We start from the raw sequence: 22,164 nt of genomic DNA on the forward strand, positions 1-22,164 counted from the left end.
TTGCGGTACAGATGACCCTCATCGCTGCCATGGCGATTTGGGGACTGAACGTTGCGGTCGTGAAGCAGCTCACGCATAGCTTCGACACATCGATGTTGGCTGCATTGCGCATGGTCGTGGCGCTCGCAGTGCTGTCTGTCATCTTGGTTTGGAAGCGCTGTGTCGTCTTCGACATAAGCTGGAAGCAGGTTCGGACCTTGTTTGTAGCTGGTGTCCTGATGGTCTACCTGAACCAGTTGCTTTTCGCAGAGGGGCTGCAGCGCTCTACTGCAACGAACGGTGCTCTCATCATGGCGCTCAGCCCGCTGGTCTCGGCAGTGCTCGCCGCGCTCATGTTCCGCGAGACCTTGTCTTTGCAGCGCCTGCTTGGTGTTGCCCTGGGTTTCGTGGGCGTCGCAGCGGTGGTGCTTAGCCATCCCGGGGCCGGACTCTCTCTGGCGAGTACCGGTGACCTGATGCTGGTCGCGGGTGTCGTGAGCTTTGCAGCGGGAGGCGCGCTTGTGCAGCGTCTGGCTCGCTGCATGCACCCGCTGACGATTAGCTGGGCCATCTACCTGGTTGGGGCCTCTATGTTGGTCGTCCAGGTTGTCGCGGGGAGCCCCCCATTGAAACTCGAAGTGCTCTTCCCTGGGTGGTGGCCATGGGCGCTGATTCTGTTCTCCGGCGTGATGGCCACCGCCTTGAGCAACCTGCTGTGGAACCGAGCCATCGCCACTATCGGCGTTGCCCGTACAGCGGTCTTTCTTTACTGGGTCCCGGTCTTCGGTGTTCTCTTTGCTGCAGTTCTGCTTGACGAGCGATTGACTGTTTGGCATTTGGCAGGGTTCGTTGCCGTGATGGCAGGCACCTTTCTTGGCACCAGGCAACCGCTTGCGTCCTCCTCATCCAATTCCTGAGTATTTCGGATTCCCATCATGACCCATCCTGACCCGCTGCTCTTCCAGCCTCTGAAGCTTCGAGAACTGGAGCTGAAGAATCGTGTCGTCATCTCACCCATGTGCCAACACGCCGCAGACGCTGGGCGGGCGACGCCTTGGCACATGGTCCACCTTGGCAAATTCGCGCTGGGTGGCGCGGGCCTCATCCTGACGGAGAGCACGGCGGTTGACCCGCGCGGCCGAATCGGAACTGCCGACCTGGGCTTGTGGGACGACAGTCAAATCGAGCCACTGAAGGCAGTCGTCGACTTCGTGCACGCCAACGACGGTGCAATTGGAGTCCAGTTGGCTCATGCCGGCCGAAAGTCCGGAAGCCAGCCGCTCTGGGAGGGTGGTGCTGCCCTCAGCGATGACGAGATGCGGGGTGATGCAGAGCCCTGGCAGCGACTCGGCCCAAGCTCTCTTGCTGCGGGGCCTGGCTGGACTGCACCTCGCGCAATGGATCCTCGGGAAATCGAAGAGGTCATCCAGCGCTTCGTGGATGCCACCGTGCGCGCGGAGAAGGCGGGATTCGACGCGGTAGAACTGCACTTCGGACACGGCTATCTGATTGCGAGCTTCCTGTCGCCGAACTCGAACCATCGGGACGACGAATGGGGTGGAAGCCTAGAAGGTCGAATGAGACTGGCCTTGCAGGTGGCCTCACGGGTCCGAGATGCGTGGCCTGCAGGCAAGCCTCTGTTCTGCCGGCTGTCCGCGGTCGATGGCAGCGTGGATGGATGGAGTCTCGATGACTCAGTCGTCCTCGCGCGAGAGCTCGCGCAGCTGGGCGTTGACGTCATCGACTGCTCCTCTGGGGGCTTGACCGAGGAGACGCGTGCGCTGCCGGTCCCTCGGGGACTTGGCTTCCAAGTCCCGTTCTCGGAGCGCATCCGCCACGACGCCAATGTTCGAACCCAAGCGGTCGGAATGATTGTGGACGCCAGCCAGGCGGAAGCGGTGCTGCAGGAGGGCAAGGCGGACCTCATCGCCTTGGGACGAGAAGCGCTGTTCGACCCCTACTGGGCGCATCACGCAGCGACGACGCTTGGCGTAGACCCGAAATATCAACGCTGGCCCATCCGTCACGGTGTTTGGCTTGCCAAGCGTGCGCCTGGGTTGGCGCGGGCTCGCGCGCAAGCCGCTGAGCAGCTGATATCTCCCTCATAACTGAAAGGAAGCATCTATGACTGTACGTATGGGCTTGATTCGCAAGAAGGCCGACTGGACGTTCGAGGACTTCGATTCCTACTGGCGTGGCAGCCATGGGGCACTTGCACGCCAAGCACCCAATCTCCGCGAGTACTGGCAGAACCCGGTGGTCGACCGGCTCCAGCGCGGCATTGAGTTCGCGAGAGGGCCTTGGGACTTCGACGGCTTTTCGCAGCTCTGGTTCGACGACGCCGAGCAGTCAAGCCACGCGTTCAATGACAGCGGGCTGGCCGCGGACCTCATCAAGGACGAGCAACACTTCCTCGGTGACTTGCACATCGCTACTGCGGACCAGCAGGTGGTCATTCCGGTGCCGGCCAAGGAGGAGCGTGCCAAGCTGCTGAAGCGGATGTCCATCATCAAGCGTCTGCCCAGCATGAGTGAAGAGGACTTCCGTCGCGAATGGAAGGTCCACGGCGACTTTGTGCGCAAGATGTCAGGCGTCAGCGCCTATCGCCAGAACGTCATCGTGGCGCGCGAATTGGTGAAGGGCCAGCCCGGCTCCTACGAAGAGTTCCCCATCGACGGGATTGTCGAACTGTGGTTCAAGGACGTCCCGACGCTGGAGGCCGCGTTCAACTCTCCCCAAGGCAAGGAGACGATGGCCCACGCGCGGACATTCCTATTTGAAATTACTGCCTTCGTGGTGGCAGAGCGGCAAATACTGTAGCTAGGAGGTCGCCAAGATGATGAAGCGAATGACCCTTCTGGCCAAGAAGGAAGGGCTGTCCACCAGCGACTTCCGGGCCTATTGGGCCGGCCCGCACGCGAAGCTCGCGCTGGGGATGGAGGGTATCTCCAAGTACACCCACAACCGTGTTGACAAGGTGCTATGGGCGAGCGGCGGCGAGCCTGCCTTCAACGTCGACGGAATCGTGGAACTCCTCTTCGCCGACGGGGAGGCCATGCGTCTGGCGCAGTCTTCTGCAGTTGGCAAGAAGTTCATTCCTGCCGACGAACCGCTTTTCCTGAAGGGATGGACCCTTTGTGTGGTGGACGTCCAGGGGGAAGAGGCTCACGGTGAATTCGCGAAGGTGCTCGTTCCCTTTCACGGACAAGCTGAGGCTCGTAACGCGCTGTGGTCGGAACTTGCAAGCGTGGCAGCTGCCACGGGAACCAAGGTTGCGCTCAACTGGACGGCGTCGACCGCGAAGCGAGAGCAACTTTGGACAGAGCCTTTCCCACCTACCGGGTTCGTCGCAGTGTGGTTTGCCAGCGTAGCCATGGCCCATGAAGCCTTCGAGCCCAGGTCAGAACTGCGCCAGGTCATCGAGAGGCACACCACTGATGGCGTCGCCTATCTCATTGACAAACTCTGCATCAGATAGGGCGACAGGAGAGTCGCGTACTGCGGGGCGTCCGGCTGACGCGACGCATGCCGAAGGGCATGCGCCAACGTCGAGCGTCGCAGTCTCACTTAGACACTGATACGTGCCCAAGGCGCTTCGAAATTCGTTCGGCGCAGTCCTAGGCAACGGTCCATGAACTAATTGAGAGCGTGTTTCCTCACCCGACACTCTCAGAGGCGTTGCATGAATCGGTGCTGAATGCGGACGGAGTGGGGTTGCACTACTGATGAGGCGTCTGCACACGAGTCTTGCGTCCGCATTGCCAACAGGGGCGAGCTTGTCGCGAAGACAGCGGCCGAACTTTTCGGTTGGGCGGCTGGTTGGCCAAGTAAAGATTTCCATGAGCAACAGTACTTCGTGGAGCGCCTGGGAGAAACGCCGTCGCACGGGATGCGCCTCAGGCTGCAGCTTGCACGAAACGCGCAACCAACTGGTTGCTTGTCGAGAGCAGGTCCTCTTCGACCGCCTTTTCCTGGGCAGGGTGCGCGGGCTCGAGTTGCTTGCCCGTGTAGTTGAAGTAGGCGCCATTGTGCGAGCCGCGCAAGGTGCCAATCAGCAGGTCGGTGAGAACCGCCGAGGAGCGCTCCGTCGAGCTCGTGCCAGGCAGGAGGCTCGCAAGGCGAGGCAGGACGGTCTTCCAGATCCATTGCATCAGCGGGCCTTGCTCTCGCGCGAGCCCCGTACCGGGCATCAAGCCCGGGTCGAAGGCGAAGTAGGTCCTGGTCGCGCTGCCCGTGCGGGCGAACGCGCGGGCCGTCACGATGTTGCAGAGCTTGGAAGTGGCATACGCATCCTTGCACGCCTGCTCGATCGAGGCATCGTCGTACTCCCCCCTAGCGATGCGCGCCGCCGTGGTGTACCTGGCACCACGAAAGCCCGACAGCCTGGCCGCCGTCTCCGCTGGGTCGTGGGTGCCGCTTGCCGTCCAGCCGACCGTCGCCTGCGCCGAGAGGCAATCCTCGAGTCCGAGCAGGAGCAGGTACTGTGCCAGGTGATTCACGGCGAAAGTGGACTCGATGCCATCGGTGGTCTCCACGAGGCGCTTGGCAGACTGGCTACCTGCGTTTAGCAGCACGCCGTCGAGTCGGTGCGGCATGTCGCGGCGGAAGGTTTCGACGAAGGCGCCGACGCTTTGAAGGGAGGACAGGTCCAGCGCCGGCGTACTTACCTCGGCGGCGCCGAGCCCGAGCAGTTCGGTCCGAAGCGGCTTGGCCTTGACTGCGTCGCGGGCGGGTAGGACCAGGCGGTGCCCGCCCATGCTGGCGATGCGACGCGCGACCTGGCGGCCCAACCCTGAAGTGGCGCCGGTGATGAGGTAGGTGGACATTTGAAAGCTCCTGAAGTTGGTGGGGAAAGTTTATGAAGCTTTCTTCATGTTTTGAATTCGCTTTCTCGCGCGGGCACCAACCTTGCCCTTTTTCCCTCTCCAAGCATGCGCCCGTTGACGTCCCTTGCGTCATGCAGCAAGGGAGATCCTTCAGGTTCTGATTGGCAAGGCGTGGCTGCAACGGTGATACTTGCGCCCAGGTCCACGTCGCGTTGCCCTCAATAATCCACATGCCTCCAACTTCAGTGACGCAGCTCGCATCTCGTCGAACACCGGGACAAGCCAGATCCGTCGTCACAGTGGCATCCATCTTCGAGGCGACCGTCCAGGTGCTCCTGAAGGAGGGCATGCACCGTCTGACGACGACGCGCGTCGCCGAGCGCGCCGGCGTCTCCGTCGGCACGCTCTACCAGTACTACCCGAACAAGCAGGCGCTGCTGCTTGCCGTGCTCGGACGGCACCTCGACGGCGTCGCAGGCGCGGTCGAGGCCGCTGCCCGCCAAGCACAGCAACAGCCGCTTGCGCGCATGGTCGAGGCCGTGGTGGAGGCGTTCGTCGGCGCAAAGGTCCAGCACATCGACGAAGCGCGGGCGCTGTATGCGGTCGCAGAGGAGCCGGCAGGTGCCGAACTGGTGAGGCGGGCAAGCGCCAGGGCCAGCGCCGCCATCCAGACGATGCTGGCCTGCGCACCTGACGCTGCATTCGAAGACCTGGGCGTGACGTCCTATATTTTCGCGTCCGCCATGATCGGGCCCACCAGGGGCGTGGTGGAGCGGCAGGCTCCGCCGAAGCTGGTGAGGGCCCTCCAGCGCCACCTTGTGTCCCTGTGCCTGGGCTACCTCGATCGCGAGAAGCTGCCAGGTTGGCGCGCGAAAACGCCTTCGTAGCAGTTGCGCCTCGACAGCGGAGAGCTTCGACCTAAGTTCCCTAAGGCGGATATGGCTGGCCTTGAGCCAGGCGGCCAGCACACGATGTTCGCAGCGCTCGGCCAGCCAGTGGGCCGTCCCATTCAGATCTTGAGGCGTCGACCTTCAGCTTGATCAAGACGGCTCCTGACGAGCCTCGGATGCTCAAGGCGGACGGGGCGGTCGAATGCCGCCAGAATGCGCTCGGCGCCGCATTCGTCGAGGAAGGCTGATGGAACGCACAGTTGGCGCGCTGGATTCTCTCGCCATCAGGCGCCCGCCACGGACTAGAAAGCGTGTCGGATTCCGAAGTCGTAACCCGTCGAACTGTACGGTGTCATGATCGGATTGCGCAGTGGGGCAGGGGCGCCGAGCACGTTCAGCGCCGCCCCTTGCTTGTTGCGCAGGCGTGCCGCAGTTGCATACAAAGCGGTGCGTCTAGACAGGTGATGAACATAACCGATCGCCCACTGGCTGGCCTCTGGTTCCGACAAGTTGCGAAGGACACTCGTGTCGTACGTCACCTTGGCAAACGATGCTCGGACAAGACCGGCACCAACCGGCACGGTAAAACCCACCAGATACCCCTTGAACCCGCTCCGCTCAGCGGACAGGACCGGCGCCAACGTTGCATTGTCGTACCGGCGAACGCGGGAGAACTCGCCCAACAGTTTCAACGGTCCGAAATCATAGGAGGCACCGACATTGCTCGTCCTTGTGTGAGTCGTGGTACCTGCGTAGAAATTGTCGCCAACGATGCTGTCACCATGGGCCAGCGCAATATCCAACGGCCCCTTGCCGTAGCCGAAACGCGCACCAAGGTAGCGACCTGCCCGCGCATTGTTCACGGGTGTTTCGGGTGTCAGTGTGGCCGGGGTGTACTTGGATTTCTCGTGGAAGGTGTACATCACCTGGCCGTAGAAGCCCCCCAAGTCCGGTGGAAGGAAGTAGCCGATTGAATTGCTCGCACGCACGTAGTTGCTATTAAGAACGGATGGAATGCCAACGGAGGCAGCGGGCACGCCGGCGATCACGTTCGGCGCGACAGACGCTGAAAAGATCAGGTTGGTGCCGACGCCACTGGTGCCGAAGGGGTCGAAGACCGTGTCGTTCCACAGCGATGGGGTGTAGTCACGTCCCAGGCGCACTTCGCCGAAGGGCCCTGACAGGCTGACAGTCGAACGGCGGGAGAACGTGGACAACCCGGTCTGACCATCATCGTTGCTCATCGGTGCCTCGAGCCAGAAGCTGGCGGCCAAGCCGCCGCCCAGGTCCTCAGTTCCCCGGAATCCTAGGCGGCTCTGATTGAAGCCCGAACTCGCCAGCGCCGTCCTTCCGATACGAATGTGGCCTTGATTGGCGAAGTTCGGATCGAACGAGGCTGGCAGTCCCAGAGGACTGTAAGTGACGCCACTCCGTTCGTCACGCGAGCTTGTCGAGTAGCGGCTGACCGATGCGTCCACGACGCCGAACAAGGTCACGTTCGATTGCGCCGACGCTGCACCGGCGGCGCCTAGAACGAGCAGGGAAGTCAGTCGTCTTTTTTTCATCAGAATCTCCTTTACCTATATTCATGGCCCAGCCCAAACACGCACAATTGCGCGGTGCGGAATGCCGAGAAAGTTCAGGACGGGCGTTGCCGCCGGGGCGCCGATCACGCTCCGGGCTCGCACTGCACTTGGGCTTGATCCGTCACCGCCATCGAGAGAGCGAAAGAACTAGAGAATCAAGGCCGTGCGTCGGCGCTCGTTCTCCGGTGAATCAGGGCACTCCATCCCTATGCACCTTCGGTCCGCGGGCCGACATAGCCCTTCTGGCCCTCCTGCGCCCCCAGAGCGACGATGGGTCCATCGAACTTCTCCTGCCATAACAGGGAGCCCATGGCGATGTGCAGGGGATGATCCTGCACCGTCAAGACCTTCCAGCCTTGTTCTCCGGGGTAGTGCGCATGCTCGGACCAGCCTGGCGCCGACAGAAGAAGGTCACCCGCCTTCCAGTTCACGCGAACTCCGTCCACCACGCTGCTGCCAAAGCCCTCGATGTGATAGTTGATGGCAGCGGAGGTGTGGCGGTGGCCGCGTTCTCCCGTGAACGGAGGTGTTCCGGGAGGACATCCACCAATGGTGGCGAAATAGGTGCCCGTCGTTCCGTTGCGACGCTCGGTTGCCGGGTGGTAGAGGAGCCAGATCGTTCGCTTTCCATCGCCGGGGCTTTGAGAAAGATGGGGCGCAACAAGGTGCCACGGCCAATGCATCGCAGGGTTCGGCACGACCGGGATGTCCGTCAGAAACTCATAGCCGCGCAGTCTCGCGCCGCCAGCCGTCAGTGCGAGATCAGGCGCATTCTCCCGCGCGTACTGCGCGCGCTGCCGCTCGGACAGGCCATCCTTCGCCGGCTCAGCCGCTGCGATGTGCTCCGCCTCCTCCTCGAGCCAAACGCCGAGCAACTCAAGCAGGGGCGCGTTGCTGTAGGTCAGGCGCACCCAAGGCTCGCTCCCTGTGTTCAGATGCTTGTAGGTTTGCATGGGTGGAACGGTCCAGACGTCATGAAGGGACACATCCAGGACTGCGCCCGCATTGATCCGACCACCGCCCCGGATGGTGATTTCAAGTTGGTTCGCGTTCGTTCTGGCGGGGTGCGTTGCTTCCCCCGGAAGCAGCACCTGAATGCTGACGGCGGTGCCAGGCGTGAAGCTGTTTGCGGTGCGCGAAGCCGGATGCACGACGACCGAACGTCGCCTCCCGTTCGCAGGAGCGGCCGCGATCAGACGCTCGATCTCCGCATCAATGGCCTCCTTGGTGACAAGCAATGGATCCCAGATCTGCGGCGCGGCAGTTGGCCGGTGGCAGTGATCCACGAAAAGAGGAGCTCCGAGCTCCGTTGGATGACCTTGCATTCTGGGTTCCTTTGAGTTCCTACTGCGGCATCGCCTCATGTTCGACCGAGTTCGTGAGGAGGCCGACCGCTGGTATGTCGACTTGGAAAGCGTGCGCTGCCTGCATGAATCGAGGCGGATGTCGAACGGCGCCGACGCTGCCCATGCCGTCGATGCACTACTCCGCGGTGATGCCGGCTCGCTTGACGACAGCGTGCCAAAGCTCGATCTCCCGCTTGAGCGTGTCGAGGTACTCCGAGGCATTGCCTGCCTGTGGGTAGAGACCCAGGTTCGTGAGCTTGAGCACGACCCGGGGATCCTTGAGCGCCGAGATCGCAGCTTTGCCGACAGAATCGATCGCTTCCGCGGAGAATTCCTGCGGTGCCATCAGACCGAAACGCCCCACCACTTCGAAGTCTTTGATGGTTTCGACACCGAGTGGATACGCCTCGAGGCCAGGCAGCTTTGTGGCCGAAAGCACCGCAATTGGCTTGACCTTGTTCGCACGCACGAATGGCAGCACGACCGAGATGCCATCGATGAAGTACGAGACCTCCGCCGTCGCAACGGCGCCGATGCTGTCCGCAGGCCGCAGGAATGGAATGGCATTGAACTTGGCACCTGTCGTGTCTGACAACCATTGAACCGCCAGACTTCCCAGGGTGCTGGCGCCTGGTGTTCCGAATGCAATTCTTCCTGGTTGCTTCTTCGCTGCATCGACCACCTCGCCCAGGGAAGCTTCCTTGACGTTCGGTGCCGCCACGATCATCAGGGGTGTCTGCGCAAGGCGAACCACCGGCCGCAGGTCCCTGACGTAGTCGAACGAGGAAGCTGCACGAATGGTGACAGGCGCAATGGATGCAGTCGACGTGATGACAAACAGGAGCGCGTGGTCATCCCTCGACGCCTGCAGGGCCTTCATCGCCACGACGCCCCCGGCACCGGGCCGGTTGTCCACGACGACCGGCTGTCCGAGACTTCCCGCCATGCGCTCGGCAACCACGCGCATCGCAACGTCTGGAGCGGTCCCGGCAGCCGCGGGCACGATGACGCGAACCGGTCGTACAGGCCATGCATGCGATGCGGTCACCGCAGATGCAAGAAGGGCCGCGAGAGCTTTGACAAAGATGCTGACTGAGGTCATGGTTCTTCCTGGCTCAAACGAATCGTTCTGTTCGCGCAAGTGCGCTGATGGGATCTATGCGCTCGGGGTGAGGCCACCACCGTCCCAAACTTCTTGCGCTGGCCTTCTCATAGACCATGGAAGCGATCGCAAGATCAGAAAGGCCCATGCCCATGCCTTTGAATATCGACACCCTTTGGCTGCCCGCACGATCGGTCGGCTCGTCTATCAGCTCGGACAGCAAGCGCAGTCCAAGCCACTCTGCCTCATTGGAGAGGTATCGCTGCTGCAGCTCACCGGAGCCGCGGCGTGCGTTCTCCCGATCGTCCACCACAATCAGGTCGGACACGTCGAAGACGTCCTGGTGGAATTCAGCATACGCAGGCAGGATGGCACCGACCGCATTCAGATGCGCTTTCGGCGCCAACATGCTGGCATGAAGAAAGGGCTCCTTGGCGCGGGTGATCAGGGTGACGATGTCAGCGCCCTCCACGGCGTTCTCGACAGACGAGGACTCGATCACGTCGAATGAAAAAAGGGCCCGGGCCTTCTCGATGAATGCCTTTCGCTTCTGAGGTGTCGGACTGAAGACTCGCACCCGTTGGACGTCCCGGACGGCAGCCACGCTCGCGAGTTGCAGCAGTGCCTGCGCCCCGGTTCCGATGAGGGCCATCTCCCGCGAGTCCTTCGCGGCCATCAAGCCCGTCGCGACCCCTGCAATCCCCGATGTGCGAAGCTGGCCCAGCGCCCGGGGCTTCGATCAATGCCAGGAGGTTCCCATTGCTTGCCGCAAAGAGAGCGAACATGGCTGCGCCACCTTGCTTGGTGTTCGCCCACGTCTTAAATCCGAGGTAGCCGTTTTCCGGCATCAGCGACCCCAAAGCGTGCATGGATCCGCCGTCGCCCCAGGAAGCGAAGACTTTCGGCAGGTTGCGCGCTTCTTGCTTCTTCTGGGCCCGCAGCATGTTCTCGAGAGCCTTGATGGCGCTCGTCAGGTCGACCATTTCGACCACGTCTTTTTCGCAAATGTATAGAAACTCGTTCATGTTCTTTCCGCCAAGCGGCAGGCTCGTGATGGTCTGCTGGTCGCTCATTGAAGGGCTTCGCCAAGCTCGGTCACGTATGCTCGGTCTCCATACAAAAGAGGCTTGTGCGCCTGTCCGATCAACACCTGGCTGACGCGACCAATAAAGAGCGAATGACTGGCTTCGTCCACCGTGGCCACAACTTTGCAATCGAATGACGCCAGGCAACCCTTCAGCGCCCTCGACCCGCTTGGCAGGGTCTCGAAGTCGACTCCCACGTACTTGGCGAGACCCTTCTCGCCACCGGCACCGGCGAATTTCTGCGCCAGGAAGGACTGCCCCTGAGCAAGCAAGTTGACGCAGTAGCGGCCCGTTCCATCGATCAAGGGATGAGTCTCAGCCGACTTGTTCACGCAGATGAGAAGCGTGGGTGGGTCCATCGAAAGCGATGAGATCGCTGTGGCCGTCAGGCCTCCAGCGCTTTTGCCATCGCTTGCAGTGACCACGCTCACGCTGGACGTGAACCGCCGCATGGCTTGTCGAAAGATGTGCTGCAGGCCGTCCGGGCTGTTTGTTTGCATGCTTCGCTCCCGATCAGGTTGCCGCTTGGCGCAGGCCGGCATGGACCAGTCGCGGCAGCACCTCCGCGGCCAACCGCTGAATGCCATCCTCGTAGTTCAACCAGCTCAGAAGCATTCCATCCACGCCACACGCCGACAGCATTGAAAGCTTCTGCGTGATCTGATCGGGTGTTCCCATCAGGGGCACTCCGCCGCCGCCCGCCTTGAAGCGGCTTCGCAGCACCTCCAGTTGGCCGGCCGGCAAGATGTGAGCGTGCATGCCCTGGAGCTTCATCCACCCTTCGACGGCCTCCTCGTCTCCCTTCTCGTGCACGTAGTAGTCGAAGAAGCGCTGCGCTTCGGCGAAAGTGTCCCTTTGGATCACGAACCCGTACGACCAGATCTGGATATCTCGCCCATACTCCTTGGCTGCCAGTTCCTTGTAGGCTCGGACTTGCGCGCGAATCTGATCTGGATCTTCGGACGTGAGAATCACGAACGCGAGATCGGCATACTTCGCAGCGAAATGGCGTCCGACCTCCGAGGTGCCGGCGTTCATGATGGGAGGACGAGGGGCTTGCAGGGGCCGGGGCATCGAGATCGCCCGGCTCAGCCGGTAGAACTTGCCCTCGAAATCGAAAGCCTCGCCATGCGTCCAGAGCTTGTCCAGGACCTCAATCCATTCCGCCGCCTGCTCATAGCGTCCTTCGTGTTCACGCATCGAAGCTCCGAACATGTCGAGCTCCGGCTTGTTCCAGCCGGCCACGACATTCAGGCCAAATCTTCCTTCACTGATGTGATCGATGGTGGCGCATTGCTTGGCTGCCATTAGTGGATGGATCGTGGGCACGTGAGAGGTCGCGAAGATTGCGGACCGCTTCGTCATCTGCGCATGCGCCGCTGCCCATGTGTAGCAATCGAAGGCTTGGCCCGAGCGATGGTCGGGATGCTCGGAGACATAGCCTTTCCACCGGGCGAACGGCACCTGCGCCTCGATGCCGCATGCGTCTGCGGCGAGGGCTGCGGATTCGCAATCCGCCCATCGGGCTCTCGCGGCCTCGGGCGCCGTGGTCATTGCAACGCCGCCACCGTTCGTGCCAAACGTCCCGAGCTTCAACCTGTTGGAATTGAAGAGGGGATTGGTCTCGCTGCGAGGATCGTCTCTCCAGCTTTTCATGTCGTCTCCTTGAGGTTGCTCCGCGATCAAAGCCCATCGAGGCGGTTGTCACGCCGGATGGGTGATGAGTGTAGTCACATGACTACAGCGGTTCAAGCCTTGCCCGCTAAGGAAAACCCTGACGAGGAGAACACCAGAAGAGGGCCGGGCGCGAGAACAAGAAGAGATCGAAGAGTGCTTGCCACCCGAGTTGCGTCGCGCAATAAGGGGAGGGCTCGCGCAAGCCAATCAGCCGGTCGGGCGTCGGCCGCGCCTCGGGGGCGCCGATCGCTGGCACCGACGATACTTGCACTCATCTCGAGAGCGGATAAGCCAAGCCCAGGCGGATCCTCGACTCTCTCTATCAATGCAGCCATCGATGATCAAGAAAGTCAAGCGCACGACGATTCCTTCGGCAAGCCCGGTCGGGCGGGAGCAGGTCGTGGCGGCCGTTCTGGACGCGGCCAGCAAGCTCTTCGCCGAACTGCCTGTCGAGCAGGTGACGACTCGCGCGCTCGCGGAAAAGGCGCAGGTCAACCTGGGCCTGATTCACCGGCATTGCGGCAGCAAGGAGGATGTCCTTCATGCCGTGATGGAACGGTATGCCACGACGTTTCGCCGTGATGTTCTCAGTGCTCCCGATCTTGCTTCGGCATTCAGGTTGGTGCTTGAGGATCCGACTCAAGCCGCCTTCGTTCGCACTCTCGCCTTCGTGACGCTTTCGGGAACGAGCCTGGAGAAGGTCATCAGTCAAGCAGGCGCGTTGAGAGAAACCCTTCGGATGGCCGAGCAAGAAGATGGTGGTCCCATCGACGAATCGAAGATCTTCATGGCCTGGTCGGTTGTGCTGGGGTGGTTGCTGTTCAAGCCGTTCTTGCTCAAGGCATCAGGCATGGCGCTGTCGGACGAAAAGATCTCTGCGACCATCACCACGGAGCTGATGGAGATGCTGGCCCGGAGAGGCACCGCTGCGACGACGAGCGCGCGTAGGGCTTCCCGCTCTGGCAAGGGAAAGTAGCGGCGATCCCTTCCGGACGCCGTCAATTTCGAGCCCGGTTGGACGTCCCTCGTGTTGTCTCCAGCCGCCGTGCGTTGCACTGGCGACGCCGGTGCGCTTCGACGCCCAGGAGGCTTTGACGCGGCGGTTCCGATGCGCTCAGCCTGGTGCAGTGCGCAGCCTGTGGATGAGGAAGGCCTCCAGCAACTCCACAGCCCGCCGTCCCGGCAGCGGCACGGCCGCCAACCACACTTCACATTCGGGCATCGCGGGCATGCCTTCCCTGCCGCCCAGTACCTTGAGCCGCTTGGAGATCGTAGCCTCGCGAAACACGCCGACGGCGATGCCCGCGCGCACAGCTGCCTCAAGTCCACTGACCGACGTGCTCGTGTAGGCGACGCGCCACGCAATGCCGGCCCGGTCGAGCGCGTGCGTGGCCCAGTCCCGCAGCATCGCGCCCTGGGGATTGAGCGCGAGCGGCAGCGGCCGCTGCAGATGGGTGGTCGAGCCCGGCGTCGACGCCCACACGACCCGCGACTTTGACAGGCGCAGTCCTTCTCCAGAGCCGGCCGGCCCGATGCCGACCACCAGGTCGTAGTGCGCGCCGAGTTCTGCGTGCATCTGGGCCGAGACGCCGTGATGCAGCTCGATGTGGATCCTCGGATACAGCCGGCAGAACTCGGCGATCAGCACCGGCAACACGCGCGTTGCGTAATGCTCGATCGCGCCAATGCGGATGCTGCCGGAGACTTCTGTCACTTCGATGTCATGGAACAGCTTGTCGTTCAGCCCAAGCATCTGCCTGGCCAGCGGCAGCAGCTGCAGGCCCTCCGGCGTGGGGCCCAGCCGACGCGTGCCACGGTTCACGAGCTGTACCCCGAGCTGTTCCTCGAGCCGCCGCAGCTGCATGCTGACGGCCGACTGCGTGCGCGACAGCGCCTTGCCGGCCGTGGTGAAGCTTCCGACACGAAGCAGCGTGTCGAACACGCGCAGCAGGTCGATGTCGACGGTATGGCTGCGCGGCGTGCGCGGGTCGGCATGTGCGGACATTGGGCTCCTCAGGGGACGACCATCACGAAGCGTGATGCGACGGATCACAAATTATCACGTCCTGAGCTAGTACGGGGCCTAAGAATCGGCACAACGACAGATCGCGGAGACATCCCATGAACCACCGCCCCGCCTTTTCACCACGCCGGCGCCACCTGCTGCAGGGGGCGTTTGCGGCCTCGCTGGCACCGGCGTTCGTCCACGCAAGCACCGGCTGGCCGCAGAAGCCCCTGCGCCTGGTCGTAGGCTTCCCGCCGGGTTCCTCGCCCGACGCACTGGCGCGCGTGGTCGCCGATCCACTCGCCCAGGCGCTGGGGCAACCGGTGGTGGTGGACAACAAGGTCGGCGCGGCCGGCAGCATCGGCGTCACGGCCGTAGCGCGTGCGACCGACGGCTACACCATCGGCCTTACCGGCAACGGCCCGCTCACAACGGCCAAGGCGCTCGCGCCCTCCACGCCCTACGACGTGGCCCGCGACCTGCGGCCGATTTCGCTGGTCGCGAGCAGCGCGTTCGTGCTCGCGGGCAGCAACGCGATGCCGGCGACCGACCTGCGCGGCTTTCTCGACTTCGCCAGGGCCCAGGGCGACAAGCTCAGCTACGGTTCGATCGGACCAGGCTCGGGCTCGCACCTCGCGATGGAACTGCTCAAGACCTACACGGGCATCCGTGCCGTGCACGTGCCATTCCAGGGCTTCCCGCAGGTCGCGACGGCCCTCATGGGCCAACAGCTCGACCTCGCGTTCATGATCCCGTCGATCGCGGTGCCGCAGGCGAAGAACGCCAGGCTGCGGCTCTACGGCGTCAGCACGGCCCAGGCTTCACCGGGCGCGGAGGACGTGCCGCCGATTCAGTCGGCGCTCGACGCCAAGGGCAGCTTCGACGTGACGTCATGGAACGCCATCTTCGGCCCCGCCAGCCTGCCCGCTCCGGTCGTCGATCGCCTGTCCCAGGAGATCGCCCGGATCCTCCAGGCACCTGAGGTGAAGCAGCGCCTGCTCGCGCAGGGCTGGGTCGCCATTGGCAGCGCGCCCGATGTGCTCGCGCACAAGATCGCGGAGGACACCGCCATGTGGGGTCGCGTGATCAAGCTCACGGGCGTTCGCAGCGAATAGGAGCCGACGATGCACCGCAGACATCTCTTCGCGGCAGGCATCGCTGCCGCAAGCCTGGCGCAACCCCTGCGCGCGGCCAGTCCTGCCAGCCAGCCGGCCTTCGTTCTCGTCCACGGCGCCTGGCATGGTGGCTGGTGCTGGACGCGGGTGGCCGCGCAACTCCGTGCCGCCGGCCACCTGGTCTACACGCCCACGCTCACCGGGCTCGGCGAGCGCCGGCACCTGCTGTCGCCGCTGGTCAATCTCGACACCCACATCGAGGACGTCGTCAACCTGCTCGAGTTCGAGGAGCTCGAGAACGTGGTGCTGGTCGGCCACAGCTATGGCGGCATCGTGATCTCGGGTGTGGCCGACCGTGCGCGTGCGCGGCTGCGGCAACTGGTGTATCTCGACGCCCTGCTGCTCGAGTCCGGCAAGAGCCTGTTCTCGGACTTCCCGCAGGAGGTTGTCGACCAGCGCCTCAGGACGATCCGCGAGACCGGCGCCGGCGTCGGCGCGGCACCGGCCCTGCCGCCGACCGCCTTCGGCGTGAAGGACGCCGCCGACGCGGCCTGGGTGCAGCGCCGCATGACGCCGCAGCCCGTGGGCACCTACCTGCAGCCGCTGCGGCTCAAGGCCGCGCTCGGCAACGGCCTGCCCAAGACCTACATCGAGTGCACGATGGACCCGATCGCAACGCTCGAGCCGACCAAGGCACGGGTGCGCGCCGACCCGGGCTGGCGCACGCGCACGCTTGCAACGGGTCATGACGCCATGGTGACCGCGCCAGGGCCGCTCAGCGATTTGCTGCGCGAGCTGCTGCGCGAGCTCCCGACCTGACCCTCTTGACCTTCACATCTCGAAAGCCGTCCGATGGGAACCCTCTCCGCCGAAGACCGACATTTCTTCCGCTCCGAAGTGAACGCGCGCCAGGGCGAACGCAAGCAGCGCAAGCCGCACGGCCACATCAACGAGGCCGCGCGCGAAATCCCCGTGCACGAGCGCTGCGACGTGCTCGTGCTCGGGGGCGGGCCTTCGGGCGTGGCTGCCGCGATCGCGGCCGCGCGCTCCGGTGCGCACGTGGTGCTGCTCGAACGCTACAACCACCTGGGCGGGCTCTCCACGGGCGGGCTCGTCATCTGGATCGACCGCATGACCGACTGGCAGGGCGAGCCCGTGATCCAGGGCCTCGCGGCGGAGTTCATGGGCCGCCTTGGCACCGGCGCCATCGCCGGTCCGCCCCGCGAGGAATGGGGCTCCCGGGATCCGGATGCGGCTGCCCATTGGGGGCTGCGCACGGCCGCCTTCCACGGCGTGGTCACGAACTCGCCGACCATCGACCCCGAGATGCTCAAGGGCGTCTACCACCAGATGGTGCGCGAGGCCGGCGTCGACCTGATCCTGCACGCCTGGATGGTCGCGCCGGTCGTCGAGGCCGGCCGTGTCCAGGGCGCCGTCTTCGAAAGCAAGCAGGGCCGCCGCGCGATCCTGGCCCAGGTCGTCGTCGACACGACCGGTGAAGGCGACCTCTACGCGGCGGCCGGTGCCGCCTTCGACTCCGACATCGACGCGCACGAAATCCATCACTGTGTCAACACATCCTGGCTCTTCGCGGGCGTCGACGTGCAGCGCTGGCTCGATTTCCGAGCGCACGAGCCCGAGGCCTTCTCCGCCTTCATGGCGCGCGGACGCGCCCACGTCGGCAGCTTCGAGAAGCCGATCGTCTCGTGGCGCGATGACGTCGCGACCTTCCTCGGCCCGCGCAAGTCGGGCTTCAGCGCTCTCGACGTCGACGACTTGACACAGGTCGAATGGGAGTCGCGCAGGAGCATGGCCGAGCACCTGGCCTTCTACCGGGCCCACGCACCGGGCTTCGAGAAGGCCTGGCTCATGCTCATGGCTCCGCAGATCGGCACGCGGCACGGGCGGCGACTCGTGGGCGTGAAGCGGGTGCTGCGCAGCGCCTGGGATGCCGGTGCGATCGAGCCCGACGAGATCGGCATCAGCCCGAGCCCGTCGCCGCGCTTCCCCAACATCTCGGTGCCCTACGGTGCGCTCGTGCCGCAGAAGCTCGATGGCGTGCTCGCGGCCGGCAAGCACATCGCCTGCGACGCCAATTCGCATGGCTTCCTGCGCGAGATCCCGCAATGCTGGCTCACGGGGCAAGCCGCCGGCGCGGCCGCGGCGCTCGCGGCCGACAGCGGCGTGCTGCCGCGCGACGTCAACGTCAGGCGCCTGCAGGCCCTGCTGAGTGCGCAGGGGGTGCCGCTGCGCCAGCCGAGCGTCGCGGTCACAGCATGAATTTCAGGCTCTCGCTGGCGCACCTCGGCATGCTCGATGCGCCGCCGCCGCTGCTGGTCGAGGTAGCACATGCAGCCGGCTTCCGCGGCGTCGGAATGCGTCTGCATCCTGCACGACCCGGCGAAGCGCCATTCCCCATGCGGGAGGGCAGCCCGATGCTGCGCGAGACGCTCGCGCGCCTGCGCGATCGGGACATGGCAGTGCACGACATCGAGGTCGTGCGCATCAAGCCCGACTTCGACGCACGCGCGCACGACGGCATGCTGGCATCGGCGCACGCCCTCGACGCCAGCCGCCTTATCGTCAACGTGGACGACGCGAACTTGGCCCGGGCGGCGCAACACCTCGGCGCGCTGGCCGAGCGTGCACGAGCGCACGGCCTGGGCCTCGGGCTCGAGTTCATGGTCTACACGGCGGCGCGCTCGCTACGGGTCGCGCGCGAACTCGCCGAGGCCTCGGGGAGCGACGCGGTGCACGTGGTCATCGATGCGCTGCACTTCTTCCGCGCGGGGAGTACGCCGGAGGAAATGGCTGATGCACGCATCGAGCGCAACTTCATGCAGATCAACGATGCGCCGGGTCGTCGCCATCCAGGCCTGTCGGCAGGCGAAGAGGGGAGGGCGCACCGGCTCTTCCCGGGGGAGGGCGAGTTGCCCGTGCATCGACTGCTGCCCCACCTGACAGCCGGTGCCATCCTCTCCGTCGAGGCGCCGAGCGCGATCCGCATGGCCATGCTCGGCACCCACGAACGCGCAGCGGCGGCCTACCGCGCGACCCACCACTTCCTGCAAGGACATGGCCATGGCCACGACTGAATCATGGGACGGCCTGCGGCTCGACGGCCGCACCGTCGTGCTCGGCATCATCGGCGACCCGGTCGCGCAGGTGAAGGCGCCGCTGCCGTTCACGCGTCTGCTGCAGGCAAGGGGCATCAATGCGGTGCTCGTGCCGCTCCATGTGCAAGGCGACGATGTGGAAAGCCTGCTGCGCGTGTTACACACCGTGCGCAACGTCGCGGGCATCGTCGTCACCGTGCCGCACAAGCAGCGCGTGGCTGCGTTGCCGTTCGAACTGCTGCGCGCCGCGCGCGAGGCACGGGCCGTCAACGTGTTGAGGCGAACCGCCTCGGGGTGGCAGGGCGACCTGCTCGACGGAGCGGGCTTCCTGGCGGGGCTGATGCGCAACGGCTTCGATCTCCAGGGGCGCAGTGTGGGGCTGGCCGGGGCGGGCGGAGCCGGCAACGCCATCGCGCTGGCGCTCGCCGCCGCAGGCGCCGCGTCGATCGACGTGCACGACATCGACGAGGCGAAGCGCGTCGCGCTGGTCGAGCGCTTGCGCGCGCTGGGGCATCGGGCTGGCAACTGGGACGCTGCCACGCCACGGGAGCTCGTCGTCAACGCGACCCCGGCGGGCATGCGGGCGGGGGACGCACTGCCCATTGCCCCGTCGGCCCTCCGGGCCGGCCAGACCGTCGCCGAGGTCATCATGGAGCCGGCCGAAACGCCACTCCTCGTGCTTGCGCGGGAAAGGGGGGCCCGCATCGTGCACGGGCGGCACATGATGACCGAGCAGCTCGAAGCGATGGCCGACTTCTTCTTCACGAAGGGTGCGTCAGCATGAGCGCGCCGTTCTTCCCCGGTTTCGCCGTGCATCGGGTCGAGCTCGGCGACGCGAAGATCCACGCCGAGGTCGGCGGCAGTGGGCCACCCGTGCTGCTGCTGCATGGCTATCCCCAGACCCACGTCGCCTGGCATCGCCTGGCACCCTTGCTCGCGCGCCACTTCACCGTCGTGGCGCCGGACCTGCGCGGCTATGGCGACAGCACCGGACCTGGCGGCGATCCGCTGCACCTCCATCACTGCAAGCGCACGCTCGCAGGCGACCAGATCGGGCTCATGCGGGCACTCGGATTCGAGCGCTTCGCGGTCGTCGGCCATGACCGGGGGGCGCGCGTAGGCTACCGTCTGTGCCTGGACCGGCCCCAGGCCGTCAGCGCCTTCGCTTCGCTGACCGTGGTGCCCACAGAGGTGATGTGGCAGCGCGCCGGCATGGCCTTCGGGCTCAAGGCCTTTCACTGGTACCTCTTCGCCCAGCCCTTTGACCTGCCCGAACGCATGCTGCGCGCCGATCCGGCCTACTTCCTCGACTGGTCGCTGCGCAACGCCGTCCAGAAGTTCGACGCCGTCACGCCCGAGGCACTCGCCGAATACCACCGTGCCTTCGCCAGGGAGTCGGTGCGCCACGCGATGGTCGAGGACTACCGTGCGGCCGCCACGATCGACCTGCAGCACGACCGCGAAGACTTCGCGGGCGGTCGCCGCATCGCCTGTCCGCTGCAGGTGCTGTGGTGTGCCTCGAACAACGCCTCGCCGGACCCGGTGGAGATCTGGAGCGCATGGGCCGACCGGGTCGAGGGCGCGGCGATCGACTGCGGCCACCTGATGGCCGAGGAGGCCCCCGACGAGGTCCTGGCCCGGCTCCTCCCGTTCCTCCAGCGCCATGCCTGACCCGCAACCGAGAAGACAACCCATGCGACTCACCCTGACCCTGGCCGTCCTGCTGCTCGCCGTGCAGGCCCATGCGCAGCCCGCTCCTTTGCGCCTGAGCAACCTGGGCGATACCGCGCCTGCGCGCCAGCAGGAATTCTTTCCCGCGCCGTCATTCGAGCTCGTCCATTCGGGCGGCTGTGGCGTCATGGAGGGCCTCGCGAGTGCCTCCGACGGCAGCATCTACTTCACCGAGATCACGCGCTCGGTCGGCTGCAGCGACGCGGCCGGCGTGCAGGGCGGCAGGATCTGGGTCCTGCCGCCCGGTGGCAGGCCCCGTATCTTCCGCGAACCCAGCAACATGGCCGCCGGCGTGGCCATCGACGCGCAGGATCGGCTCGTGACGGCCGAAGGCGCCGACTTCGGCGGGCGCCGCGTCTCGGTCACCGATCTGCGCAGCGGCAACTATCGCGTGGTGGCCTATTTCCACGAGAACCGCCAGCTCAACGCGCCCAACGACGTGGCCATCGACAGCGCCGGGCGCATCTACTTCTCGGATCTGCGCCTCTTCGGCGCCGAGACGATGGAGCAGCGCATCAACGCCGTCTACAGGATCGATCCGCCCGCGGCTGGCGCCAGGGGCCTGTGGCCGCTCACCCGCATCCTCGGCGACAACTCGAAGATGAACGGGGTCGAGCTGTCGCCCGACGGGCGCACGCTCTACGTAGGCCACTGCGACCCCGGCACCAATGCACTCGGCGAGCAGGGCAGGGCGGCCCTCGACCGCACGGGCGCGGGGGGGCTGGTGGCCTATGCGCTCGACGCGGCCGGCCAGCCCGGGGCTCCCCGCGTGCTGCTCGACCTCGAGAAGGCAGGTTGCGTGGACGGCATGGCGACCGATGTCGAGGGCAACGTTTACCTCGCGTTGCCGAGCGCACCGTCGGGTCCGGGCATCTACGTGATGACGCCTGCAGGTGATCTGGTCGCGCGGCTGCAGCTGCCCAACCGCGAGAGCCCGGTCAACCTCGGCTTCGGCCGCGGACCCGAAGCCAACACGCTCTACGTGGCGACGGTTGGCGTCGGCAAAATCTATCGGCTGCGCGTGAACAAGGGCGGATCGGCGCCCGCGCACTGACGCAATGTCTTGAGACGACCAGGAGCAACGAATGACCAATGAATGGACCGACCGCCTCGCGATCCGCGATCTCGTCGAGAACTGGGCCGTGTGGCGCGATGCCGGCGACTGGGAGCGCTTCGCCACCGTGTGGCACCACGACGGCGTCATGAACGCGACGTGGTTCCAGGGCCCCGCGTCCGAGTTCATCCGCGTGACGAAGGAAGGCTGGGCGCGCGGCGTCAGCATCCTGCACTTCCTCGGCGGGACCTCGATCGACTTGGCCGGCGATCGCGCGATCGCGCAGACCAAGATGACCATCTCCCAGCGCGGCGACGTGCAGGGAGTGGCCTGTGACGTGGTCTGCACCGGCCGCTTCTACGACTTCTTCGAGAGGCGCGACGGCCGTTGGGGCCTCGTCGTTCGTCAGCCGATCTATGAGAAGGACCGCGTCGATCCGATCGACCCGGACGCGAAGCTCGTGCTCGATCAGACCGCGATCTCGCAGTTCCCGGCGGGCTACCGGCACCTGGCCTACATCCAGACGCAGATCGGCTACCAGGTCAAGCTCGATATGCCGCAGCTCGGGGGAGCCGAAGTCGAAGCGCTCTATGCGCGCGGCAAGGGCTGGCTCGCCGGCAAGCCACTCTGAGCCGAATCAGGTGCAAAGACG

22 protein-coding genes and 1 pseudogene are annotated in these 22,164 nt (G+C 64.8%); 15 read left to right on the forward strand and 8 right to left on the reverse strand.

Annotated elements, in window-relative coordinates; genetic code table 11:
* Positions 1 to 11: 11 nt before the first annotated feature.
* From E5CHR_RS05300 to E5CHR_RS31640, 5 genes and pseudogenes are all read left to right on the forward strand, one after another.
* Positions 12 to 896, forward strand: coding sequence for a DMT family transporter (locus E5CHR_RS05300; protein WP_232061963.1), 885 nt, complete (start codon positions 12 to 14; stop codon positions 894 to 896).
* Positions 897 to 914: 18 nt separating this feature from the next.
* Positions 915 to 2,087 (forward strand): NADH:flavin oxidoreductase/NADH oxidase, encoded by a 1,173-nt coding sequence (locus E5CHR_RS05305; protein WP_162578715.1) that lies wholly within the window; start codon positions 915 to 917, stop codon positions 2,085 to 2,087.
* A gap of 16 nt (positions 2,088 to 2,103) precedes the next feature.
* Positions 2,104 to 2,799 (forward strand): EthD domain-containing protein, encoded by a 696-nt coding sequence (locus tag E5CHR_RS05310; RefSeq protein ID WP_162578716.1) that lies wholly within the window; start codon positions 2,104 to 2,106, stop codon positions 2,797 to 2,799.
* Positions 2,800 to 2,815: 16 nt separating this feature from the next.
* Positions 2,816 to 3,457, forward strand: a complete 642-nt coding sequence (locus E5CHR_RS05315; RefSeq protein WP_162578717.1) for an EthD domain-containing protein — start codon at positions 2,816 to 2,818, stop codon at positions 3,455 to 3,457.
* 143 nt (positions 3,458 to 3,600) lie between these two features.
* Positions 3,601 to 3,705: pseudogene (locus tag E5CHR_RS31640) on the forward strand (pyridine nucleotide-disulfide oxidoreductase, dimerization domain protein); the annotation flags it as partial.
* 170 nt (positions 3,706 to 3,875) lie between these two features.
* On the opposite strand, the gene E5CHR_RS05320 reads toward E5CHR_RS31640, so the two are convergent.
* On the reverse strand, positions 3,876 to 4,805 hold the full coding sequence (locus E5CHR_RS05320; RefSeq protein WP_162578718.1) for an SDR family NAD(P)-dependent oxidoreductase: 930 nt from the start codon (positions 4,803 to 4,805) through the stop codon (positions 3,876 to 3,878).
* Positions 4,806 to 5,152: 347 nt separating this feature from the next.
* On the opposite strand from E5CHR_RS05320, the gene E5CHR_RS05325 reads away from it, so the two are divergent.
* Positions 5,153 to 5,692 carry a TetR/AcrR family transcriptional regulator gene (locus tag E5CHR_RS05325; RefSeq protein WP_232061964.1) on the forward strand — a complete coding sequence of 180 codons (540 nt, stop codon included), beginning with the start codon at positions 5,153 to 5,155 and terminating at the stop codon, positions 5,690 to 5,692.
* A 305-nt stretch (positions 5,693 to 5,997) separates the two neighbouring features.
* Here E5CHR_RS05325 and E5CHR_RS05330 read toward each other — a convergent pair whose 3' ends face one another.
* The 6 genes from E5CHR_RS05330 to E5CHR_RS05355 form a co-directional block, all read right to left on the reverse strand.
* Positions 5,998 to 7,260 carry a porin gene (locus E5CHR_RS05330; protein WP_162578720.1) on the reverse strand — a complete coding sequence of 421 codons (1,263 nt, stop codon included), beginning with the start codon at positions 7,258 to 7,260 and terminating at the stop codon, positions 5,998 to 6,000.
* A gap of 227 nt (positions 7,261 to 7,487) precedes the next feature.
* Positions 7,488 to 8,606, reverse strand: coding sequence for a hypothetical protein (locus E5CHR_RS05335; RefSeq protein ID WP_232061965.1), 1,119 nt, complete (start codon positions 8,604 to 8,606; stop codon positions 7,488 to 7,490).
* Positions 8,607 to 8,763: 157 nt separating this feature from the next.
* The gene (locus tag E5CHR_RS05340) at positions 8,764 to 9,729 is read right to left on the reverse strand and encodes a Bug family tripartite tricarboxylate transporter substrate binding protein (RefSeq protein WP_162578721.1); all 966 of its coding nucleotides are present in this window, start codon (positions 9,727 to 9,729) and stop codon (positions 8,764 to 8,766) included.
* Between the two features lie 13 nt (positions 9,730 to 9,742).
* The gene (locus E5CHR_RS05345; protein WP_232061966.1) at positions 9,743 to 10,405 is read right to left on the reverse strand and encodes a hypothetical protein; all 663 of its coding nucleotides are present in this window, start codon (positions 10,403 to 10,405) and stop codon (positions 9,743 to 9,745) included.
* Between the two features lie 393 nt (positions 10,406 to 10,798).
* On the reverse strand, positions 10,799 to 11,314 hold the full coding sequence (locus tag E5CHR_RS05350; protein WP_162578722.1) for a flavin reductase family protein: 516 nt from the start codon (positions 11,312 to 11,314) through the stop codon (positions 10,799 to 10,801).
* A 13-nt stretch (positions 11,315 to 11,327) separates the two neighbouring features.
* A complete protein-coding gene (locus E5CHR_RS05355; protein WP_197893840.1) occupies positions 11,328 to 12,500 on the reverse strand; it encodes an LLM class flavin-dependent oxidoreductase in 1,173 nt (390 codons plus the stop codon).
* Positions 12,501 to 12,828: 328 nt separating this feature from the next.
* On the opposite strand from E5CHR_RS05355, the gene E5CHR_RS05360 reads away from it, so the two are divergent.
* Entirely contained in the window at positions 12,829 to 13,467 is a 639-nt protein-coding gene (locus tag E5CHR_RS05360) for a TetR/AcrR family transcriptional regulator (protein ID WP_162578723.1), read from the forward strand.
* A gap of 138 nt (positions 13,468 to 13,605) precedes the next feature.
* Here E5CHR_RS05360 and E5CHR_RS05365 read toward each other — a convergent pair whose 3' ends face one another.
* The gene (locus E5CHR_RS05365) at positions 13,606 to 14,496 is read right to left on the reverse strand and encodes a LysR substrate-binding domain-containing protein (protein ID WP_162578724.1); all 891 of its coding nucleotides are present in this window, start codon (positions 14,494 to 14,496) and stop codon (positions 13,606 to 13,608) included.
* Positions 14,497 to 14,612: 116 nt separating this feature from the next.
* Between E5CHR_RS05365 and E5CHR_RS05370 the strand changes: the two genes are divergently transcribed.
* Genes E5CHR_RS05370 through E5CHR_RS05405 form a run of 8 tightly spaced genes read left to right on the forward strand, consistent with a single transcriptional unit; the run spans position 14,613 to position 22,143 of the window.
* Positions 14,613 to 15,611 carry a Bug family tripartite tricarboxylate transporter substrate binding protein gene (locus E5CHR_RS05370; RefSeq protein WP_162578725.1) on the forward strand — a complete coding sequence of 333 codons (999 nt, stop codon included), beginning with the start codon at positions 14,613 to 14,615 and terminating at the stop codon, positions 15,609 to 15,611.
* Positions 15,612 to 15,620: 9 nt separating this feature from the next.
* Complete coding sequence (locus tag E5CHR_RS05375; RefSeq protein ID WP_162578726.1) at positions 15,621 to 16,430, forward strand: alpha/beta fold hydrolase; 810 nt, start codon at positions 15,621 to 15,623, stop codon at positions 16,428 to 16,430.
* A 33-nt stretch (positions 16,431 to 16,463) separates the two neighbouring features.
* Complete coding sequence (locus tag E5CHR_RS05380; protein WP_162578727.1) at positions 16,464 to 17,891, forward strand: FAD-dependent oxidoreductase; 1,428 nt, start codon at positions 16,464 to 16,466, stop codon at positions 17,889 to 17,891.
* Entirely contained in the window at positions 17,888 to 18,706 is an 819-nt protein-coding gene (locus E5CHR_RS05385) for a sugar phosphate isomerase/epimerase family protein (protein WP_162578728.1), read from the forward strand. The genes E5CHR_RS05380 and E5CHR_RS05385 overlap by 4 nt, the downstream gene beginning before the upstream one ends.
* Positions 18,693 to 19,511 carry a shikimate dehydrogenase family protein gene (locus tag E5CHR_RS05390; RefSeq protein WP_162578729.1) on the forward strand — a complete coding sequence of 273 codons (819 nt, stop codon included), beginning with the start codon at positions 18,693 to 18,695 and terminating at the stop codon, positions 19,509 to 19,511. The genes E5CHR_RS05385 and E5CHR_RS05390 overlap by 14 nt, the downstream gene beginning before the upstream one ends.
* Positions 19,508 to 20,398, forward strand: a complete 891-nt coding sequence (locus E5CHR_RS05395) for an alpha/beta fold hydrolase (protein ID WP_162578730.1) — start codon at positions 19,508 to 19,510, stop codon at positions 20,396 to 20,398. Before E5CHR_RS05390 ends, E5CHR_RS05395 begins: the two co-directional genes overlap by 4 nt.
* Before the next feature lie 22 nt (positions 20,399 to 20,420).
* Entirely contained in the window at positions 20,421 to 21,512 is a 1,092-nt protein-coding gene (locus tag E5CHR_RS05400; protein WP_162578731.1) for an SMP-30/gluconolactonase/LRE family protein, read from the forward strand.
* Positions 21,513 to 21,543: 31 nt separating this feature from the next.
* Positions 21,544 to 22,143, forward strand: a complete 600-nt coding sequence (locus E5CHR_RS05405; protein WP_162578732.1) for a nuclear transport factor 2 family protein — start codon at positions 21,544 to 21,546, stop codon at positions 22,141 to 22,143.
* The last annotated feature ends 21 nt before the right edge of the window (positions 22,144 to 22,164 follow it).

It is taken from the genome of Variovorax sp. PBS-H4 (genome assembly GCF_901827205.1).
Lineage (GTDB): Bacteria > Pseudomonadota > Gammaproteobacteria > Burkholderiales > Burkholderiaceae_C > Variovorax.

What these genes read in the sequence shown, in the direction of transcription:
- E5CHR_RS05300 (WP_232061963.1), top strand. Translation starts at nt 12, where the DNA reads ATGACCCTCATCGCTGCCATGGCGATTTGGGGACTGAACGTTGCGGTC.
- E5CHR_RS05305 (WP_162578715.1), top strand. Translation starts at nt 915, where the DNA reads ATGACCCATCCTGACCCGCTGCTCTTCCAGCCTCTGAAGCTTCGAGAA.
- E5CHR_RS05310 (WP_162578716.1), top strand. Translation starts at nt 2,104, where the DNA reads ATGACTGTACGTATGGGCTTGATTCGCAAGAAGGCCGACTGGACGTTC.
- E5CHR_RS05315 (WP_162578717.1), top strand. Translation starts at nt 2,816, where the DNA reads ATGATGAAGCGAATGACCCTTCTGGCCAAGAAGGAAGGGCTGTCCACC.
- E5CHR_RS05320 (WP_162578718.1), bottom strand. Translation starts at nt 4,805, where the DNA reads ATGTCCACCTACCTCATCACCGGCGCCACTTCAGGGTTGGGCCGCCAG.
- E5CHR_RS05325 (WP_232061964.1), top strand. Translation starts at nt 5,153, where the DNA reads ATGCACCGTCTGACGACGACGCGCGTCGCCGAGCGCGCCGGCGTCTCC.
- E5CHR_RS05330 (WP_162578720.1), bottom strand. Translation starts at nt 7,260, where the DNA reads ATGAAAAAAAGACGACTGACTTCCCTGCTCGTTCTAGGCGCCGCCGGT.
- E5CHR_RS05335 (WP_232061965.1), bottom strand. Translation starts at nt 8,606, where the DNA reads ATGCAAGGTCATCCAACGGAGCTCGGAGCTCCTCTTTTCGTGGATCAC.
- E5CHR_RS05340 (WP_162578721.1), bottom strand. Translation starts at nt 9,729, where the DNA reads ATGACCTCAGTCAGCATCTTTGTCAAAGCTCTCGCGGCCCTTCTTGCA.
- E5CHR_RS05345 (WP_232061966.1), bottom strand. Translation starts at nt 10,405, where the DNA reads ATGGCCGCGAAGGACTCGCGGGAGATGGCCCTCATCGGAACCGGGGCG.
- E5CHR_RS05350 (WP_162578722.1), bottom strand. Translation starts at nt 11,314, where the DNA reads ATGCAAACAAACAGCCCGGACGGCCTGCAGCACATCTTTCGACAAGCC.
- E5CHR_RS05360 (WP_162578723.1), top strand. Translation starts at nt 12,829, where the DNA reads ATGATCAAGAAAGTCAAGCGCACGACGATTCCTTCGGCAAGCCCGGTC.
- E5CHR_RS05365 (WP_162578724.1), bottom strand. Translation starts at nt 14,496, where the DNA reads ATGTCCGCACATGCCGACCCGCGCACGCCGCGCAGCCATACCGTCGAC.
- E5CHR_RS05370 (WP_162578725.1), top strand. Translation starts at nt 14,613, where the DNA reads ATGAACCACCGCCCCGCCTTTTCACCACGCCGGCGCCACCTGCTGCAG.
- E5CHR_RS05375 (WP_162578726.1), top strand. Translation starts at nt 15,621, where the DNA reads ATGCACCGCAGACATCTCTTCGCGGCAGGCATCGCTGCCGCAAGCCTG.
- E5CHR_RS05380 (WP_162578727.1), top strand. Translation starts at nt 16,464, where the DNA reads ATGGGAACCCTCTCCGCCGAAGACCGACATTTCTTCCGCTCCGAAGTG.
- E5CHR_RS05385 (WP_162578728.1), top strand. Translation starts at nt 17,888, where the DNA reads ATGAATTTCAGGCTCTCGCTGGCGCACCTCGGCATGCTCGATGCGCCG.
- E5CHR_RS05390 (WP_162578729.1), top strand. Translation starts at nt 18,693, where the DNA reads ATGGCCACGACTGAATCATGGGACGGCCTGCGGCTCGACGGCCGCACC.
- E5CHR_RS05395 (WP_162578730.1), top strand. Translation starts at nt 19,508, where the DNA reads ATGAGCGCGCCGTTCTTCCCCGGTTTCGCCGTGCATCGGGTCGAGCTC.
- E5CHR_RS05400 (WP_162578731.1), top strand. Translation starts at nt 20,421, where the DNA reads ATGCGACTCACCCTGACCCTGGCCGTCCTGCTGCTCGCCGTGCAGGCC.
- E5CHR_RS05405 (WP_162578732.1), top strand. Translation starts at nt 21,544, where the DNA reads ATGACCAATGAATGGACCGACCGCCTCGCGATCCGCGATCTCGTCGAG.